This window comes from Deinococcus cellulosilyticus NBRC 106333 = KACC 11606 (assembly GCF_007990775.1).
Taxonomy (GTDB): Bacteria; Deinococcota; Deinococci; order Deinococcales; family Deinococcaceae; genus Deinococcus_C; species Deinococcus_C cellulosilyticus.
Map to the genome: position 1 here is coordinate 21,079 of NZ_BJXB01000036.1, position 17,012 is coordinate 38,090.

Below are 17,012 nucleotides of genomic sequence, written 5' to 3' on the forward strand. Positions count from 1 at the left end.
TTTAATGGAGGTCATCATGACGAAAATCGCTAACATCATCGCCCGTGAAGTGCTTGACTCCCGTGGTAACCCCACTGTCGAGGCCGAAGTTCACCTCGAAAGCGGTTTCGTTGGCCGTGCCATCGTTCCCTCGGGAGCCAGCACCGGCAGCCACGAAGCCAACGAGCTGCGTGACGGGGGCAAGCGCTACCTGGGCAAAGGTGTGGAAAAAGCTGTGGAGAATGTGGAAAACGTCATTCGCCCGGCCCTCATCGGTGTGGACGCACTCGATCAGGTCAAAGTCGACCAGATCATGCTCGACCTCGATGGCACCCCCAACAAGAGCAAGCTCGGTGGCAACGCCATCCTGGCTGTCTCTCTGGCCAATGCCCGTGCAGCTGCAAGCTACCTGGGCCTTCCCCTCTACCGTTACCTCGGTGGGAACAACGCCAAGGTGCTGCCCGCACCCATGATGAACGTGATCAACGGGGGGGCACACGCCGACAACCGTGTGGACTTCCAGGAATTCATGGTCATGCCCCTCGGCGCTCCCAGCTTCAAAGAAGCCCTGCGTTACGGCGCAGAAGTGTTCCATGCCCTCAAGAAAGTGCTGAAGAAGCGCGGCTACAACACCAACGTCGGTGACGAAGGTGGTTTTGCTCCTGACCTCCAGAGCAACGAAGAAGCCCTCGAAGTGCTGATGGAAGCCATCAAGGACGCTGGCTACGAAGCAGGCAAGGACATCTTCATCGCCCTTGACCCCGCCACCAGCGAACTTTACAAAGACGGCAAATACCACCTTGAAAGCGAAGGTCGCATTCTGACCAGCGAGGAAATGGTGGACTTCTGGGCCGACTGGGCTGCCCGTTACCCCATCGTCTCCATCGAAGACGGCCTGCACGAAGACGACTGGGCTGGCTGGGAACTGCTCACCCAGAAAATCGGCGACAAGGTACAGCTTGTGGGTGACGACCTGTTCGTGACCAACGTCAAGCGCCTCAAACAGGGCATTGACACCAAAGTCGGCAACTCCATCCTGGTGAAAGTGAACCAGATCGGCAGCCTCACCGAAGCGATGGACGCCATCGAAATGGCCCAGAAGGCTGGCTACACCGCAGTGATTTCTCACCGCAGTGGTGAGTCCGAAGACAGCTTCATCGCTGACCTGGCTGTGGCCACCAACGCTGGACAGATCAAGACCGGTTCTGCCAGCCGCAGTGACCGCATCGCCAAGTACAACCAACTCCTGCGCATTGAGCATGAACTCGGTGCTGCAGCTCGATTCCTGGGGAAAGATGCTCTTTAAACGATCCACCAAGATTGTCGCGACCATTGGTCCGGCAAGTGAAAAACCCGAAGTCCTCGAGCAGATGATTGATGCTGGCCTGAACGTGGCCCGCCTCAACTTCTCCCACGGCACCAAAGAAGACCACCAGAAGCGCGTGGACATGATCCGCGCCGCTGCAGCCAAAAAAGGTGTGAACGTGGGCATCCTGCAGGACCTGCAAGGACCCAAAATCCGCACAGGTCGCTTCAAAGATGGTCCTGTCACCCTGGAAAAGGGCCAGAAGTTCATCCTGACCGCCGACGACGTGGAAGGCAACGCCGAAAAGGTGTCCACCACCTACAAGCCCCTTCCCCAGGATGTCAGCGTGGGCATGACCCTGCTCCTCGATGACGGCAACCTTGAGCTGCGCATCAAAGAGATCAAAGGCAACGACATCATCACCGAAGTTGAAATCGGTGGGGTGCTGAGCAACAACAAAGGCATCAACGTGCCCGAAGCCGACCTCTCTGCCCCTGCACTGTCCGACAAGGACATTGCTGACCTCGGGGTCGGTGCAGAAATCGGCGTGGACTGGGTGGCCCTCAGCTTCGTGCGTTCCCGTGACGACCTGATTCTGGCCCGCCACCACCTGAGAATGCTCGGTTCAAGCGCGAAACTGATGGCCAAAATCGAGAAGCCCCAGGCTGTGGACCGCTTCGACGAAATCCTCGCTGAAGCAGACGGCATCATGGTGGCCCGTGGTGACCTCGGGGTGGAAATGCCCACCGAACAGGTCCCCGTGATCCAGAAGATGATCATCCGCAAGTGCCGCGAAGCGGGCAAGCCCGTGATCACCGCCACCCAGATGCTCGAAAGCATGCGCACCAACCCCCGTCCCACCCGCGCAGAGGCCAGTGACGTGGCCAACGCCATCTTCGACGGAACCGACGCCGTGATGCTCTCCGCAGAATCTGCAAGCGGCATGTACCCTGTGGAATCCGTGGGCATGATGTTCAAAATCGCTGAGACCGCTGAAGGCACTTCTCAGTACGAAGAAGAACTCATCAAGATCCCCGAGGATCGCCACACCACCCAGGACGCCATTGCGCACTCTGCAAGCGAAATCGCACGCTTCCTGAACGCCAAGGCCATCGTGTGCTTCACCTCCTCCGGAGCCACTGCAGCACGCGTGTCCCGCCGCCGTCCCCGCAAACCCATCCTGGCCCTCACCCCCAACGACAAAGTGGTGAACCAGCTGGCCCTGATGTGGGGTGTGGTGCCCCTCCTCACCCGTGACCCCAAAGACACCGATGACATGGTGGAGATTGCCGTCCAGACCCTGCAGGATCTGGAGCTGGTGCAATCTGGAGACCGCATCGTGATCGTCGCTGGTGTACCTTTCGGCATGAAAGGAACCACCAACACGCTGCGCGTGGCGCGGATTCCGTAACCTCACCACCCACCCTCACCCCGTCTCACGCCTCCCTCTCCCAGAACTGGGAGAGGGATTTTGCTGTCTTCCTGTTTTCCCATCAAAAACCTCTCCCGCGAAAGTGGGAGAGGGAGCGAAGAGGCAAAGCCTCAAGCGGAGCGAGGGTCAGGCAGGCACAATCCGGGCACTGTTCGCCAGATGCTCCACCTGCTCCACCTGGTAGTAACGCCCGAAGCGGTTTTCCAGGAAGGGTCTCAGGGGCACATCTTCCTGACGCACGAAGCCCTGGGCAGGCAGGAAGTCTTCGGCGTGGAGGTCCAGGACGGCGCACAAAGAAGCTGCGGTGGTGAGCTGGATGGCACTCCAGTGTTGACCGTGGACCATCTGGTCGTAGATTTTGCGGGCGTCGCTGACCTGGGTGAGGCGGCCCTCTTTGTAGCCAGTCACGGTGCAGAAGGTCAGGACCACATCCTGAGGGGTGATGGGAAGGGCGTTTTCCAGAATGTCTTTCAGCATCTCACGGCGCTCGGAGAGGCGCAGATCGCGGATCAGGAACTGCATCAGGTAGCGGTGGCCAGGGTAACGCACGGACTTGTAATCCAGACGCTGGACTTTGCCTTCCAGGGTCTCACAGAGGGTGCCCAGACCACCAGAGGTGTTGAAGGCCTCGTAGGTGATCCCATCCAGTGAGAAGCTCTCCAGGCCCTCAAGGGCCTGCATTTCCACGATTTTGCCATCATGCAGGGCTTCACAGGGGTTGATGTACTCGTTGACCACGCCGTCGGTGGACCAGGTGAGGTTGTACATCAGCATGTTGGTGGGGAACTGTGGGAGGGCACCCACGCGCATTTTGATGTCAAGAATGGAATCAAACCCCTTTGCGAGGTCTGCCGCCAGAATCCCGATGAAGCCAGGGGCCAGACCGCACTGGGGCATGAACACCTGACCGGGTTTTGCCTGCTTTGCCAGTTCGCGGATGTGGGCAGTGGTTTCACGGTCCTCGGTGAGGTCGAAGTAACTCACCCCAGCGTTCAGGGCGGCTTCTGCAATGAACTTGTTCACGAAGTAGGGCCCGGCAGAAACCACCTGATCCACTTCCTTGAAGGCCTCCTGCATCATGCCAATGTCGGTGGCATCCAGAACCACACTTCTTACAGGCACGGTTTTGACGGCGCGTTCCAGGGCCTGTTCACTCTTGTCTGCAAGGGTGACTTCATAATTCTGGGCGTGGTGGAGCAGGTGCGCGATGGTGGTGCCGACTTTTCCTGCACCGAAAATCAGGACTTTGCGTTTCATGGTGTGTGACCTCCCTGCCAGAGAAGAAAACCTCTCTGGCAATGTTTTGGATGTGGGTTTTGAGGGAAGAAGATGGAATCAGCGTCAGGCGTGCCTGCCTGGGAATGATGTCGATTGAACTGTAGGGGCGGGCCGCTGGCTCGCCCCACATCGCATGTTTTACAGCTCGGAGACGCTCACAGGTGCTTTGACCTCTGCGTATTCGGTTTCCATCTGGGCCAGTTGCAGCTTGCCAGAGATGTCGTCGTTCACGCCGTGCCAGTAGGTGTAGTTGTCGATCACCCAGATGCCAGATTCGCGGGTGCCGTTGCCTGAAGCCTTGGTGCCACCGAAGGGCATGTGGGCTTCTGCTCCGGTGGTGGAGTTGTTGATGGAGGTCATGCCTGCCTGGATGTTCTCGCGGAACTTGTAGGCCCATTCGCGGTTGTTGGTGTAGATTGCGCTGGAGAGGCCGTATTCCACGCTGTTGGCGACTTCGATGGCTTCATCGATGCCGTCGACTTTCACCAGGTTGATGGTGGGGCCGAAGCACTCCCGCTGGAAGATCTGCATGTCTTTGGTGACGTTGTCCCAGACGGTGGGCCAGCCATAGAATGCCTCTTCGGGGTCGCCCTGGAAACCTTCGGGTTTGTTGTCGCGGGTGATGCGCTTCTTGCCGTGCAGCAGGGTTGCGCCGTCTTTTTCACCGAGGTCATAGTGGGCTTCCCAGGTTTTGAAGAAGCGCTCGTTGATGAAAGGGCCATAGAGCACGTCATCGTGTTCGCCAGGGTTGCCGATTTTGATCTGCTGGACTTTTTCGAGGTAGCGCTTCTTGAACTCCTCGTAGATGGGAGCGTCCAGGATGATGTTTCCTGCACTGGTGCAGCGCTGGCCTCCGGTGCCGAAAGCGGCCCACAGGGCACCTGCCACAGCATTGTCCAGATCGGCGTCGCGCATGACCACCAGAGGGCTCTTGCCCCCGAGTTCAAGGGTGGGGTGGGTGAGGTTGCGGCCTGCCACCTCGCCAATTTTGCGGCCCACAGCGCTCGATCCAGTGAAAGCGATTTTGTTCAGGCGCTTCTCATCCATCATGTCCACCAGGAATTCACCGGTGGAACCTCCGCCGTAACCGAAGACGAGGTTCATGACCCCATCGGGCAGGCCTCCTTCAATCAGAAGCTGGGTGAAGGCGTAACTGGTCAGGGGCGCATCTTCGCTGGGCTTCCAGACGATGGTGTTTCCGGTCAGAAGCGCTGGAATGATCTTCCAGGCAGGCACGGCCACAGGGAAGTTTCCTGCGGTGATGATGCCCACCACGCCCAGAGGACGGCGGAAGGTCATCAGGTCCTTGGTTTGCATTTCACTGGGCACAGTCTGGCCGTACAGGCGGCGACCCTCGGACTGGAAGAAGTGGCAGGTGTCGATGGCTTCCTGCACGTCTCCACGGGCTTCTTTGAGGGTCTTGCCCATTTCGCGGGAGAGCAGGCGGCTCAGGGCTTCTTTTTCACGCTCGATGGCCTTGCCGATGTTCCCGATGATGTTGCCCCGGATGGGAGCGGGGGTCTTGCTCCATTTTGCAAATGCAGTTTTTGCAGCGATGCAGGCTTCACGAACCTGCTCTTTGGTGGCAACAGGGAATTCTCCGAGCACATCGCTGAGTTTTGAGGAGTTGCGGCTCAGGTAATGGTCCTGGCTGTCGACCATTTTTCCATTGATGATGTTGAGGTAACGCTTCACGGTGTGTTCTCCGGTCTGTGGTTTCTGAGCAGTCTGGGTCACTTCACGACCTCCCTTTTCTGGGTCTGGGTGGTGTAGGTGCTCTCGAAGATTTTATCTGCATTTCCAGCCTCGAAACCCTCACGGCGGTGTTCGCGTTTCAGTTCGGATTTTGAGAGGTGGCTGTAGGCAGGGAGCACCCGTCTTTCAGCGAATTCCACATAGGACCCGCTGATCATTTTCTTTTTGCCTTCGGCAAATTCGGCTTCGATCATCTCTGCGACGGTGGAGGACTGCAGCAGCAGACCATCAGGACTGACCTTGATCTTGCCCCCAGAGTCGTTCAGTTTGAAGCCGTTTCTCTCCAGGAAGTCGTTGTAGCCCTGGATGCTGTCGTAACCCTCTGGCAGGCTGTGAATGGACACAGTGAAGTGGTTGAGGTAATAGCGGTTGTAGATCACCCAGGCGGCGTATTCCGATTCCTGTTGCAGGCGCTCGTAGTCCTCCAGGGTGGGGAGCCTCCAGAGGGCCTTGTGCAAGAAGGCATCCACTTCTTCCCAGTTGTCGAGGTTGAGGCCATCGACAGGATCGGTTTTCACTTCATCGGTGTAGCTGTGGATGATGCGCTGGGCCACTTCGGAAAGCTCATGGACCCGCAGTTCGGACACGAAGATTCTGGGGAACTCGGGGGAGGGGGGAGCGTACCAGAAGGCATTCAGCTTCTTGGCCTGAAAATTGTATCTTTCCTGTTTGCGGTAACCGTAGTGCAAAAAGATCTTTTCAAAGGACTGGATGCCGAACTGGGGCACACCCATGGTTCTGAAGGCGATGTGATCGTTTTCGATCTGGTCTCTCGCTGCAATGATGCCTTCTTTGAGCATGGCTTCAATCACGCCTTCCACATCGGGAACGCGCTGCTGGTAACGCTGCATCAGACCGTCGAGCACTTTTTTCAGGGTGTCATGCATCTCAAGATCCTTTCTTCATAAAGACACCAACCCCTCTGAAAAGCCAGTCCCAGAGAGATTTTGGTGTCCTGAAATGGGACATTTATCCTGTTCTTGATCTCATGCTAGCACCACGCTGAAACCCAGCTGACCTGTCATTTGAAAAGTGTATACAATCCCACAGGCCCGGAAGCGCAGGGTCAGCGACAACCAAAAGTTAACGCCCGCTGTGGAAACGGGCGCAACGCTTGTCAAAAGCCAAGTGTGAAAGTTATATGAGGATCAGAGGTCGCGTCTGCGAAAGACCACGATGGCCAGACCTAAAAGTGCAACCAGATAACAAAAAGCCCAGATCAGGTCCCCGGACTGGATGGGGGTGCTGCCCACCAGAGGGTTGCCATCGCGGATGCCCTCTGGAAGGTCTCGCATCGAGCGGGTTTGCAGGTAATAACTGGCAAAACGCCACATGGCATCGCTGGGAAAGATGTAATGCGAGTACACCCCGATTTTTTCCATCAGAGGTGTGGCGGTAAACTTCCCAAGGTTCCCCACCAGTCCACCCGTCCAGGAGAGGGCATAGACCATGAACATCACGACCCCACTGGTCAGCACTGGAAAAATGGCACTGCAGAGGACTGTGCTGGTCAGCAGAATCCAGGTGCCCAGGCCCATCAGCACTATGGTCTTGATGTAATCTGCCGGGATGTACCCGGTGATCCAGTAGGTGCCATAAACCACCCCCAGAGAAAGCAGGGCCAGATACACCAGGCTCACCACACTGAGCCCGAGCCATTTGCCCAGCACCAGTTCGGCACGCTTCAAAGGCTTGACCAGAATGGTCATCAAGAGGCCACTTTCCACCTCTCCTGAAAGGGTGGAAACGCCCAGCATGATGCCCACCAGACTGCCCAGAAAGTTCACCACATACAGGCCCATGATGCTGAGGGTGGCATAGATCTCATCGGCCCTCCTCAGGCGTTCACGGCCCAGTTCTGCAGCCCGTTCTGTCAGGTTCTCCTGCAGGGCATGGGCACCATAAAAATACAGGCCCAGAAAGACCACGGTCAGAATCAGCAGGGCCAGAATCAGCTTCTTGGCGAAAGCCTCCTGCAGGGTGAAAGCAGAAACTTTGAAGATGTTGTTCATCTGGCCTCCATCAGGGAAACATACAGGTCTTCCAGGGTGCGTTTCTGTGGGGTGAGGCCATAGATCGGACACCGGTGTTTGAACAGCACCTCTGCAATGCGGGCAATGTCTTTTTCATCCGAGACCCTGAGGTGTGCGGTGTTCCACGTGAAATCGAGCACCTCTGCAAAAGACTGCAGCTCTGCTTTGAGGTCCTCAGTCATTTTCTCGCTCAGGATTTCCACTTCCAGGGTTCCTTTCAGCAACTCCTGCAATGAACCGGTGCGTAAAACCTGACCGTTTTGCACAATGCACACCCGATCACAGGTCAGTTCCACCTCGGAGAGCAGGTGGGAATTTAAAAACACCGTGGTCCCCTGTTCCTGCAGGTGGTGGATGATGTTCCTGACCTGTCTGCGGCCCAGCGGATCAAGGGCAGAGGTGGGTTCATCCAGAAAGACAATCCTGGGTTTGTGCAAGATGGCCTGGGCCAGACCCACCCGTTGTTGCATCCCCTTGGAATAGCCTTTCACTTTCCGGTCTCCGTGCTGTGAAAGGCCCACCTGATCCAGCACTTCTGGAATGCGCCTGTCCAGTTCCTGCTCGGTCATGCCGCACAGGCGGCCATGCCACCTGAGGAGGTCCTTTCCAGAGAGCCAGTCATGAAAACGGAAAAGTTCAGGAAGAAACCCCACCTGCCGTTTGACTTCCAGGCTGTCAGGCGTTTGACCCAGGAGCTTTGGGGTTCCACGGGTGGGAGAAATCAGGCCCAGGAGCATTTTGATGGTGGTGGTCTTTCCAGCCCCGTTGGGTCCCAGAAAACCGAAAACCTCTCCCTGTGCCACCGAGAAGCTGATGTCCTGAACGGCCACCTTGCGGGGATAGGCTTTGTGAAGATGCGTTGCCTCAATGTCCATGCTGACTTCAGAGTACGGGGATTCTTTTTGAGAAATGCGGTGACAGGGCGAGGACAGATTGTGGTTTTGAATGTCCAATACAATTTGTAGGGGCAGGCCGACGGCTCGCCCCCTGCTGAAATCCTGTCAGATCAGCCAATTCCAGCTTCTGCAAAAGTTGCCATGTTTTTCAGAACGCTGGCCGCAGCCTGCAAGATGGGCACACAGAGGACTCCACCTGTCCCTTCTCCCAGACGCATGTCCAGATTGAGCAAGGGTTCCAGACCCAGGTGGGAGAGTTGTTTGACGTGCCCGATTTCCACACTCTGGTGGCTTGCAAAGAAATAATCTCTGGAAAGGGGAGAGAGGGCTGCGGCAATCAGGGCTGCAGATCCAGCAATGAATCCATCAATGACCACAGGAACCCGGTGGGCGGCACCTGCAAGCATCACCCCGGTCATGGCAGCGATTTCCAGACCACCCAGATCTGCAAGCACACCCAGAGGATCTTCTGCGTGGCTCTGGTTGCGGTTCAGGGCCTCTTTGATCACCTGGACCTTGTGGGTGAGGCCTTCATCTGAGATGCCTGTTCCACGTCCTGTGACCAGATCTGGAGAGAGGTTCAGCATTCTGGCGGTGATGGCTGCTGCAGGGGTGGTGTTGCCGATGCCCATCTCTCCGGGCACCAGAATTCCTGCACCTTGCTGAATGGCCTGTGTTGCCACTTCTGCTCCAAGCAGCAGGGCTTTTTCTGCTTCCTCGCGGGTCAGGGCACTTTCCTTTCGCAAGTTGCGGGTGCCTCTGCGAACAGGGGTGTTCACCAGAGCAGGGTGGTCGGGCAGGTCTGCATTCACGCCTGCATTGATCACCTGCACTTTTGCACCCACAGTGCGGGCGATGGCATTTACCGCTGCCCCTTCGGCCAGGAAGTTCAGAACCATCAGAGGGGTGACACTGGCAGGAAAGGCACTGACGCCTTCTTCACACACGCCGTGGTCTCCTGCGCAGACGATGGCCACAGGGTTTTGAATTTCTGGTTTTTCTGTGCCCAGAATGCCTGCAAGTCGCACCCCCAGGGCTTCCAGTTTTCCCAGAGATTTCGGAGGTTTGGTGAGCTGGTCCTGGCGTTCCAGCGCGCTTTTCAAAGCCTGTGCATTGAGGGGTTGAATCTGGTCAATTAAGGTCTGCATTTCAGGGAACAGATTAACGCTTTTGCGTCCTGGCAGGTGCTACTTGACCTTGATGGGTTGGCCTGCAACACAGAAGTAACTTTCCTGGCAGGCTTGAGAAAACATCTGGTTCACCCGGCCCAGAATGTCCCGGTACTGTCTGGCGAGTTTGTTGACAGGGACAATCCCAAGACCCACCTCGTTGCTGACCACGATGGTTGGAGATGTCCTTTGCTGAATCACTTCACAGATCGCCTGGGCACGCTCCAGAATTGCTGCTTCGGTCATTTCCTGCATCATCAGGTTGGAGACCCACAGGCTCAGGCAATCGATCAGCAGTGGACCATAGACTTTCTCGACTGCTTCCAGCAGTTCTCTGGGAGCTTCGAGGGTTTTAAAGTGCTCAGGTCGGTCGGTCTGGTGTCTGGCGATGCGGTCTTGCATCTCCTCGTCGAAGGCCTGTGCAGTTGCAATGAAAGTGATTTCTCCTTCCTGCTCTGCAGCCAGCTTTTCAGCAAAGGCACTTTTCCCAGAGCGTGCCCCTCCAGAGATGAACACACTCCTGATGGAAGAGGCTGAAAAAGCAATATTTAAATGTTTCAATATCCATTCTCCATCATGTTTCAGCACTGTGAGGCTGGCAGGAGACAGTTCAAAACGCTGCAGATTCAGGGTCTGTCTCAGGATGGCCCGGATCACTCCCAGATGCGTCACCAGAATGGTGTTTCCTTCTGGAAGGTCTCTCAGCACTCCGGCAATGCGAGAAGCAAAGGCTTTGCCACTTTCCCCCTGTGGTGCTCCTGCAGCGGATTCCGGATTCTGCATGTCTTCCAGCCATTGCAAAGGAGCATTCCCGTGCTTCGCTTCCAGTTCTGCCCAGGTGTGACCAGCCATGATCCCAAAATCCATTTCTCGGAGATCAGGATGGATGACAGGGGAGAGGCCCAGAGCCCCACAGGTTTGCAGGGTTCGAAGGCTTGGAGAGCTCAAGACCACACTGTTTGAGGGCAGAAAGGGCTGCAGTTTTTGCACAGCACGCTTGCCCTGGGCACTTAAAGGTGAATCTGCAGCAGGGTAGCGTTTCAGATGGTTGTCTTCGGTGGTGCCGTGCCGGATCAGGTACAGGGTGCGGGTCATGCCTGTCCTCCAGAGACGATCACCCACAGGAGCAGAACAGCAATCTCGGTGCATTCGATGATGGCTCCGTACACGTCACCGTTGATGCCTCCTCCCAGCCTGCCTGCGGCGAAATGGGCCACCACCAGAGCAGAGATCAATCCTGCAAGCAGCATCCACCAGCCACCCGGGAACAGCAGAACAGGAAGGATCAAGATGAGGCCCATCTGCCACCAGCCTTCTCTTGATCTGGCCCCGAGAGATTCCTGTCTGGCGGCAGGGTAAAGGTTCATCGGGAGCAGAACTGCAAATCGGGCAATGGCTGGAATGAGGATCAGAGGAAGAAGTGCAGTCCAGCTGAAAGCATGCAGTTCGGTCAGGAGGCTCCATTTTAAAAGCAGGGAGATCACCGCAACCGCCAGACCAAAAGCCCCCACATGCACATCTTTCAGAATCTCCAGGCGTTTCGCGGGAGACTTCATGGCAAGCAAGGCGTCTCCGGCATCCACCAGCCCATCAAAGTGCAGCATTCCGGTGATCCACAGCCATGCAGTGAGGGCAAGGGCTCCACTGACCCCGGCAGGGAAGAGGTGACCGATCAGAACCACCAGGAACAGCACCAGACCGACTGCATAACCTGCGACTGGATAAAAGCCACTGGCCTTCTTGAATTCACCTTCTTTCACTTCCCCCACGTCTGGAAGGGGGAGGGTGGTGAGGAAGGTCAGGGCGAGGTGGGCATAGCGCAACATTGCCCTCCAGTCTAATCTGCTTTGATGGCCTGGATCAGTTCAGCGACCAGGGGGTTGGGAAAGCGCCTGCTCTGGGTGATGGCATAAAAATTCTCCTGCAGGTCCCGGATCTTGCAGCATTCCACCAGTGCTCCGGTGCGCAGTTCGTCCTGCACCACCACCGGGGGCACCAGGGTGACACCAGGGGTTTCACGGGCCAGCAGACGCAGCATGGCCATGTCATCCACCTCGGCCAGGATGGTGGGCCGGATGCCTGCCTGTTCCAGAATCAGGTCGAATTCTCGCCTGAGGTCGCTTTGCAGGCTGGGAAGCACAATGGGCACCGTGCGCAGGTCTTCTGGAAACTGGAACGGTTGGGCGTCTGGTGCGGGTTTGCGCACCAGACTGACCCGCTGCTGTGCCAGCAGGTGACTGTGCCAGAGGTTTTCGGCGTCTCTGGGAACCGGCATGTTGGAGAGCACGAGGTCCAGCGTGTGGGCATCCAGCTGGGAGAGGAGTTCACGCAGGGTCCCTGAGCGGACCACCAGTTCCAGATCGGTGCGGCCCATCACGGGCTTCAAAAAATCCAGCTGGAAGTTGCGTGACAGGGTGGCCACGGCCCCCACCCTGAGCACCTGTCTGTTGCTGGCCTGTCCAGACCTCAGCAGGTTTTGCAGTTCATCTCCGGTTTTGAAGATGGTCTCGGCGTAGTCCAGCACAATGCGGCCCACCTCGGTGAGGGTGAGTTTGCGGTTTTCCCGTTCAAAGAGGTTGTGACCGAGTTGCTCTTCAAGTTTGCGGAGCTGCACAGACAGGGCCGACTGGGAGAGGTGCAGTTTCTCGGCCGCACGGGTGAGGTTGCCCTCCTGGGCCACAGCCCAGAAGTAGCGCAGATGATGGTAGTTCAGAAAAGCCACCTTTTACTTTTATCAAAACGAACGATTTTTAGCAATTATTCTATTAGACGAAAGATTAAGACGGTGCTATAGTCTGTGCAGATGCAGGTTCGCCTGCCACACATCAAGAACTTCATGAGGGCACTGCCCGCCACCCGGGGTGGCAGGGTGGTGTTCTGCTGAAAGGACGTCTTTATGGAACCGATCACCACAACTTTGCCGTTTCTGGTCATCACCGGTCCCTTGCTTTACCTGCTTGCCGGGCTCATCTCTGTCCGCTGGGCCAGCCGAAATCCACAAAAGATGGTTCAAATCACCAACCCGATCGCATGGACGGGTTTTGGGGTGGCTGTGCTTTCAGCCATTGGTCTGGCCTTCACAGGGAAAATCAGCCACACTTTTTTCTCACTGGGTGCTTTTTTCAAACTGACCGTTTACTTTGATGTGCTCTCGGCGGTGATGCTCACCCTGGTGTCCTTCATTGGTCTGATCGTGACCCGCTACACCCGCAATTATCTGGCAGGAGATGCAGGACAGGGCCGATTCCTCAAGTGGCTTTCTTTGACCATTGCTGCAGTGCTCACCCTGATGGTCAGCGGTCACCTGGGGATGTTCGTGCTGGTGTGGATGGGGATCAGTCTGGGCCTCCACCAGCTTCTGGTGTTCTACCCGGAGCGTTTTGGTGCAAGGCTCGCTGCCCGCAAGAAATTCATCACCAGCCGTCTGGGTGACCTCAGCATGATCACTGCAGCTGTGCTGGTCTATCAGGGTTTTGGGACGCTGGATTTTGTCCGGATCTTTGAACTCGCTCAGGAGGCCAGAATGTCTGGTGCCTCCCTCCCTTACATTCCCGAGATCACTGGACTGCTGGTGCTTGCGGCCCTGCTGAAATCTGCACAGTTCCCCTTCCACAGCTGGCTTCCTGAAGTGATGGAAACCCCCACGCCTGTTTCTGCCCTGCTGCATGCTGGCATCATCAATGCCGGTGGCTTTTTGATGGTCCGCATGAGTGAGGTGATGGTGCTTGCTCCAGGGTCCCTCACCGCACTGACCGTGGTGGGTGGCCTCACTGCCCTGTTTGGCTCTGTGGTGATGCTCACCCAGAACACGGTGAAAGTGGGCCTTGCCTACTCCACCATCGCCCAGATGGGCTTCATGTTGTTGCAGTGTGGTCTTGGGGCTTTCCCGGCTGCGGTGCTGCACATCGTCGGTCATTCTCTTTACAAAGCCCACGCCTTTCTGTCCTCGGGCAGTGTGGTGGAAACCAGCAAATCCAGCCTTAAACTTCCGAAAGGAAAACCCCAGACTTTAAACCTGCTTCTTGTCCTGGCCTCTGCTGTGGGCCTCACTTTTGCAGCCGGAGCCCTTTTTGGAGCACCGCTGGATCACAAACCAGGCCTGCTGGTGCTGGGTTCCACCCTGATGATGGGTCTGGTCTACCTGATGTGGAATGCAGCCTCTGAACGCCTGACTGCAAAACTCTTCGTGAAAGGGCTGGGGTTCACAGGGTTTGTGGCGGTCAGTTACTTTGCCCTGCAGTCGGGTGTGGAATGGCTCCTCAAAGGTGCCGTGGTGACAGACCCTCTGGCTCCAACGGTCATGGGCCTTCTGATCTCGATCAGCCTGATCGTGCTGTTCCTGGCAGCTCTGGTGTTGCAGATGCTGCTTCCTTACCGCATCTCTCACCCCCAGTGGCAGGTTGCCTACATCCACCTGCTCAATGGTCTGTATGTCCACGCCTTCACCCACCGCCTGATCGAAAAAGTGTGGCCCATCAAGCCCGCTGTCTCTCCTGAAGCTGCCCAGAAAGGAAAAAGCCATGACTTTGCAAAGCGTGCATCCTGAATTCCGTAAACAGGTGAAAGGCGTCACCCAGCGCATTGCCCCCCTGTGGCCCCTCAAGCACTTCGTTGCCGTGAATCCCTTCGTGGGCCTGACCGATCAACCGTTTTCTGAGGCCTGCCAGACGGTGAAGCAGGTGGTCCACGCCAGCATGCTGATGCCCCGCGAATATTACGCCCAGCAGGTGCAGCAGGGCAGAATTCAGGAACAGGACCTGCAGAAAGCTGCGCTTGAACATGGGCTGGATGTGGTGACCCTCAAGCATGCTCTGGCTCAGCCATCCAGTCAGAATCAGGCTGTGGTTGCCCACACCGTGACAGAAGTGGTGGATGAGGCCAGAAACACCTTCTACAGCCGCATGACCACCGAGGAAATCTCCAAGTGGTGTGCAGCATATTTTGACCAGACCCAGGCTGTGTGGACCCTGCCCTGGCGGGACCTTCCTCTGTACAGTGCCTGGAGGATGGCTGCCCGGCTGGACCGTCAGCCTGAGGTGCTGGGCTTCAGGGATTTCCGCAAATGGGTGGGTCAGCTGCCCACCGATCCTCATGAAGCCATTCACTTCATCACCGAAGCCCTGCAAGTGCGGGATGCTGCACTGGAGGTGTATCTGCACCGCGCCCTGTGCAGCATCTCTGGATGGGCCTCCTACGTGCGCTACCAGACCTGGGATGCTGAACTCGCTGGCGTCGAGAAAGACGATCTGGTGCAACTGCTCGCCATCCGCCTGAGTTTTGACTTCGCCCTCTTCCAGATGCACAAAAACCTGCAGCTCGAATGGAACCGTGCTGTTTTCCAGATGGGGCACCTCAGGCAATACCAGACAGACATGCAAGGGGATCTGGCCCTGCAACGGGCCTTTGAGCATGGTTTTCAGCGGGAACTGATCTCCCAGCTCTCACAGAAAAAAGAGGTGGCAGAGCAGGGCAGGAAAGCTGTGCAGGCGGTCTTCTGCATTGATGTGCGCTCTGAAGTGTTTCGCCGTTCGCTCGAAACCCTGAGTCCAGACCTTGAAACCGCAGGCTTTGCAGGCTTTTTCGGGCTTCCCATCCAGTATGTGTCCCTCGCAGAAGAGGAGGGCAGCGCCCAGTGCCCGGTGCTGCTGCATCCTGCCCTCAGTGTGCAGGAGACCCTGCAAGGTGTTTCTGAAAAGCAGCGAAAAGAGGCGATCTCTGCCCGTGTGCTGAGAAAACAGGCAGCGCAGGTCTGGAAAGCCTTCAAGACTTCTGCCGTGTCCTCTTTTGCATATGTGGAAACGGCTGGACTTGGGTTTGGGGCGAAGCTCGCCAGTGACAGCTTTCGCATCACCCGTCCGGTCAAGCATCCTTCAGTTCACGGCCTGCATCACCATCAGGTCAAACAGCTCGGACCTGACCTTTCTGGATGGAGTTTAGAGCAGCGCCTGAAGCTTGCAGAAGGGATGCTGAAAGGCATGTCCATGAAGACTGGATTCGCCCGCCTGATCCTGCTCGCTGGACACGGCAGCAGCACGGTCAACAATCCTCACGCTTCTGGTCTGGACTGCGGGGCCTGTGGAGGGCACACTGGAGAGGCCAACGCCAGGGTTGCTGCGAAAATCCTCAATGATGCTGCAGTGAGGGTGGGTCTTGCTGCAAAAGGCATCGACATTCCGGCAGACAGCTGGTTTGTGGCAGGCCTGCACAACACCACCACCGACGACATGACCCTGTATGACACCGAAAAGTTGCCCGCTTCCCATCAGAAGGATCTGCAGCAGCTTGAGGGTTGGCTGGAGCAGGCCGCAGGACTCACCCGTCTTTCCCGTGCCAAATGGCTGGGGGGATCTGACAAAACCGCTCTTCAAATGGCCCAGGAGGTGGAAAAACGCAGCAAGGACTGGTCCCAGGTGCGACCAGAGTGGGGTCTTGCAGGAAATGCAGCTTTCATTGCAGCGCCCAGAGTCCGCACGTCCAGCTTGAACCTCGAAGGCAGGGTTTTCCTGCACAACTACAACTGGCAGGAAGACCCTGCCTTCTCAGTCCTGGAACTGATCATGACTGCCCCCATGGTGGTGGCGAGCTGGATCAACCTGCAGTATTACGGTTCCACAGTGGACAACCGGGCTTTTGGCAGCGGCAACAAAGTCCTGCACAACGTGGTGGGGGGCACTCTTGGGGTGTTGCAAGGCAGCAGGGGAGACCTGCAGACCGGCCTTCCCCTGCAGTCCCTGCATGACGGAGAACAATTTGTCCATGAGCCCCTCAGGCTCAGCGTGTTCATCGAGGCCCCTCAGGAAGAGATCAACAAGGTGATCTCGAAACATGGACACGTGCGGGACCTGCTGGACCACCATTGGCTCTACCTGTTCAGGATCACCCCAGAAGGGGAATTTAAACGCTATGTGGGAGATCTCAGGTGGGAGGCTTTGGACAGCTGAGAGACGGAAATTGGAACACCCACCAGGGCGAGGCACGCCTCGCCCCTACAACCCACATCAATATTGCTGTCAGTGGGTGGGCCAATAGATCGCTCCTGAAAACCCTTCTGATTTCTGCCTTCTGCCTTTCGCTCTCAGCCCTCGGCCCTTGCCTCCGTTTCACGTGAAACATCCCCATCCTGCCCCCCTCAACAGTGTTATCCTGTGAGACATCGGGAACTGC

Annotated in this window: 13 protein-coding genes; 4 read left to right on the forward strand and 9 right to left on the reverse strand. The window is 56.9% G+C overall.

Annotation, left to right across the window (positions count from 1 at the left end; all coding sequences use genetic code 11):
• The first annotated feature begins 16 nt into the window (after window positions 1–16).
• Together eno and pyk are read left to right on the forward strand one after the other, a co-directional pair.
• A complete protein-coding gene (gene eno, locus DC3_RS25200; RefSeq protein ID WP_146890169.1) occupies window positions 17–1,285 on the forward strand; it encodes a phosphopyruvate hydratase in 1,269 nt (422 codons plus the stop codon).
• Window positions 1,275–2,696: a pyruvate kinase gene (gene pyk / locus DC3_RS25205; RefSeq protein ID WP_146890172.1), complete on the forward strand. Its 1,422-nt coding sequence runs from the start codon at window positions 1,275–1,277 to the stop codon at window positions 2,694–2,696. Before eno ends, pyk begins: the two co-directional genes overlap by 11 nt.
• A 147-nt stretch (window positions 2,697–2,843) precedes the next feature.
• Here the strand turns inward: pyk and DC3_RS25210 are convergent, their stop codons facing one another.
• The 9 genes from DC3_RS25210 to DC3_RS25250 form a co-directional block, all read right to left on the reverse strand.
• On the reverse strand, window positions 2,844–3,974 hold the full coding sequence (locus DC3_RS25210; RefSeq protein WP_146890175.1) for a saccharopine dehydrogenase family protein: 1,131 nt from the start codon (window positions 3,972–3,974) through the stop codon (window positions 2,844–2,846).
• Window positions 3,975–4,133: 159 nt separating this feature from the next.
• Window positions 4,134–5,732, reverse strand: coding sequence for an aldehyde dehydrogenase family protein (locus DC3_RS25215; protein ID WP_246130807.1), 1,599 nt, complete (start codon window positions 5,730–5,732; stop codon window positions 4,134–4,136).
• Window positions 5,729–6,637 (reverse strand): DUF1338 domain-containing protein, encoded by a 909-nt coding sequence (locus DC3_RS25220; protein WP_146890178.1) that lies wholly within the window; start codon window positions 6,635–6,637, stop codon window positions 5,729–5,731. The genes DC3_RS25215 and DC3_RS25220 overlap by 4 nt, the downstream gene beginning before the upstream one ends.
• Before the next feature lie 261 nt (window positions 6,638–6,898).
• A complete protein-coding gene (locus DC3_RS25225) occupies window positions 6,899–7,762 on the reverse strand; it encodes an ABC transporter permease (RefSeq protein ID WP_146890180.1) in 864 nt (287 codons plus the stop codon).
• Window positions 7,759–8,658, reverse strand: a complete 900-nt coding sequence (locus DC3_RS25230; RefSeq protein ID WP_146890183.1) for an ABC transporter ATP-binding protein — start codon at window positions 8,656–8,658, stop codon at window positions 7,759–7,761. The genes DC3_RS25225 and DC3_RS25230 overlap by 4 nt, the downstream gene beginning before the upstream one ends.
• 131 nt (window positions 8,659–8,789) lie before the next feature.
• Window positions 8,790–9,827 (reverse strand): nicotinate-nucleotide--dimethylbenzimidazole phosphoribosyltransferase, encoded by a 1,038-nt coding sequence (gene cobT, locus DC3_RS25235; RefSeq protein WP_146890186.1) that lies wholly within the window; start codon window positions 9,825–9,827, stop codon window positions 8,790–8,792.
• A gap of 39 nt (window positions 9,828–9,866) precedes the next feature.
• Window positions 9,867–10,943, reverse strand: coding sequence for a bifunctional adenosylcobinamide kinase/adenosylcobinamide-phosphate guanylyltransferase (gene cobU, locus DC3_RS30105; protein WP_186816257.1), 1,077 nt, complete (start codon window positions 10,941–10,943; stop codon window positions 9,867–9,869).
• Window positions 10,940–11,674 carry an adenosylcobinamide-GDP ribazoletransferase gene (locus DC3_RS25245; RefSeq protein ID WP_146890191.1) on the reverse strand — a complete coding sequence of 245 codons (735 nt, stop codon included), beginning with the start codon at window positions 11,672–11,674 and terminating at the stop codon, window positions 10,940–10,942. Before DC3_RS25245 ends, cobU begins: the two co-directional genes overlap by 4 nt.
• 11 nt (window positions 11,675–11,685) lie before the next feature.
• Complete coding sequence (locus tag DC3_RS25250) at window positions 11,686–12,570, reverse strand: LysR family transcriptional regulator (protein ID WP_146890194.1); 885 nt, start codon at window positions 12,568–12,570, stop codon at window positions 11,686–11,688.
• A gap of 174 nt (window positions 12,571–12,744) precedes the next feature.
• On the opposite strand from DC3_RS25250, the gene DC3_RS25255 reads away from it, so the two are divergent.
• The gene (locus tag DC3_RS25255; protein ID WP_146890197.1) at window positions 12,745–14,394 is read left to right on the forward strand and encodes a proton-conducting transporter transmembrane domain-containing protein; all 1,650 of its coding nucleotides are present in this window, start codon (window positions 12,745–12,747) and stop codon (window positions 14,392–14,394) included.
• Window positions 14,369–16,789, forward strand: a complete 2,421-nt coding sequence (locus DC3_RS25260) for a YbcC family protein (protein ID WP_146890199.1) — start codon at window positions 14,369–14,371, stop codon at window positions 16,787–16,789. Before DC3_RS25255 ends, DC3_RS25260 begins: the two co-directional genes overlap by 26 nt.
• Window positions 16,790–17,012 lie beyond the last annotated feature (223 nt).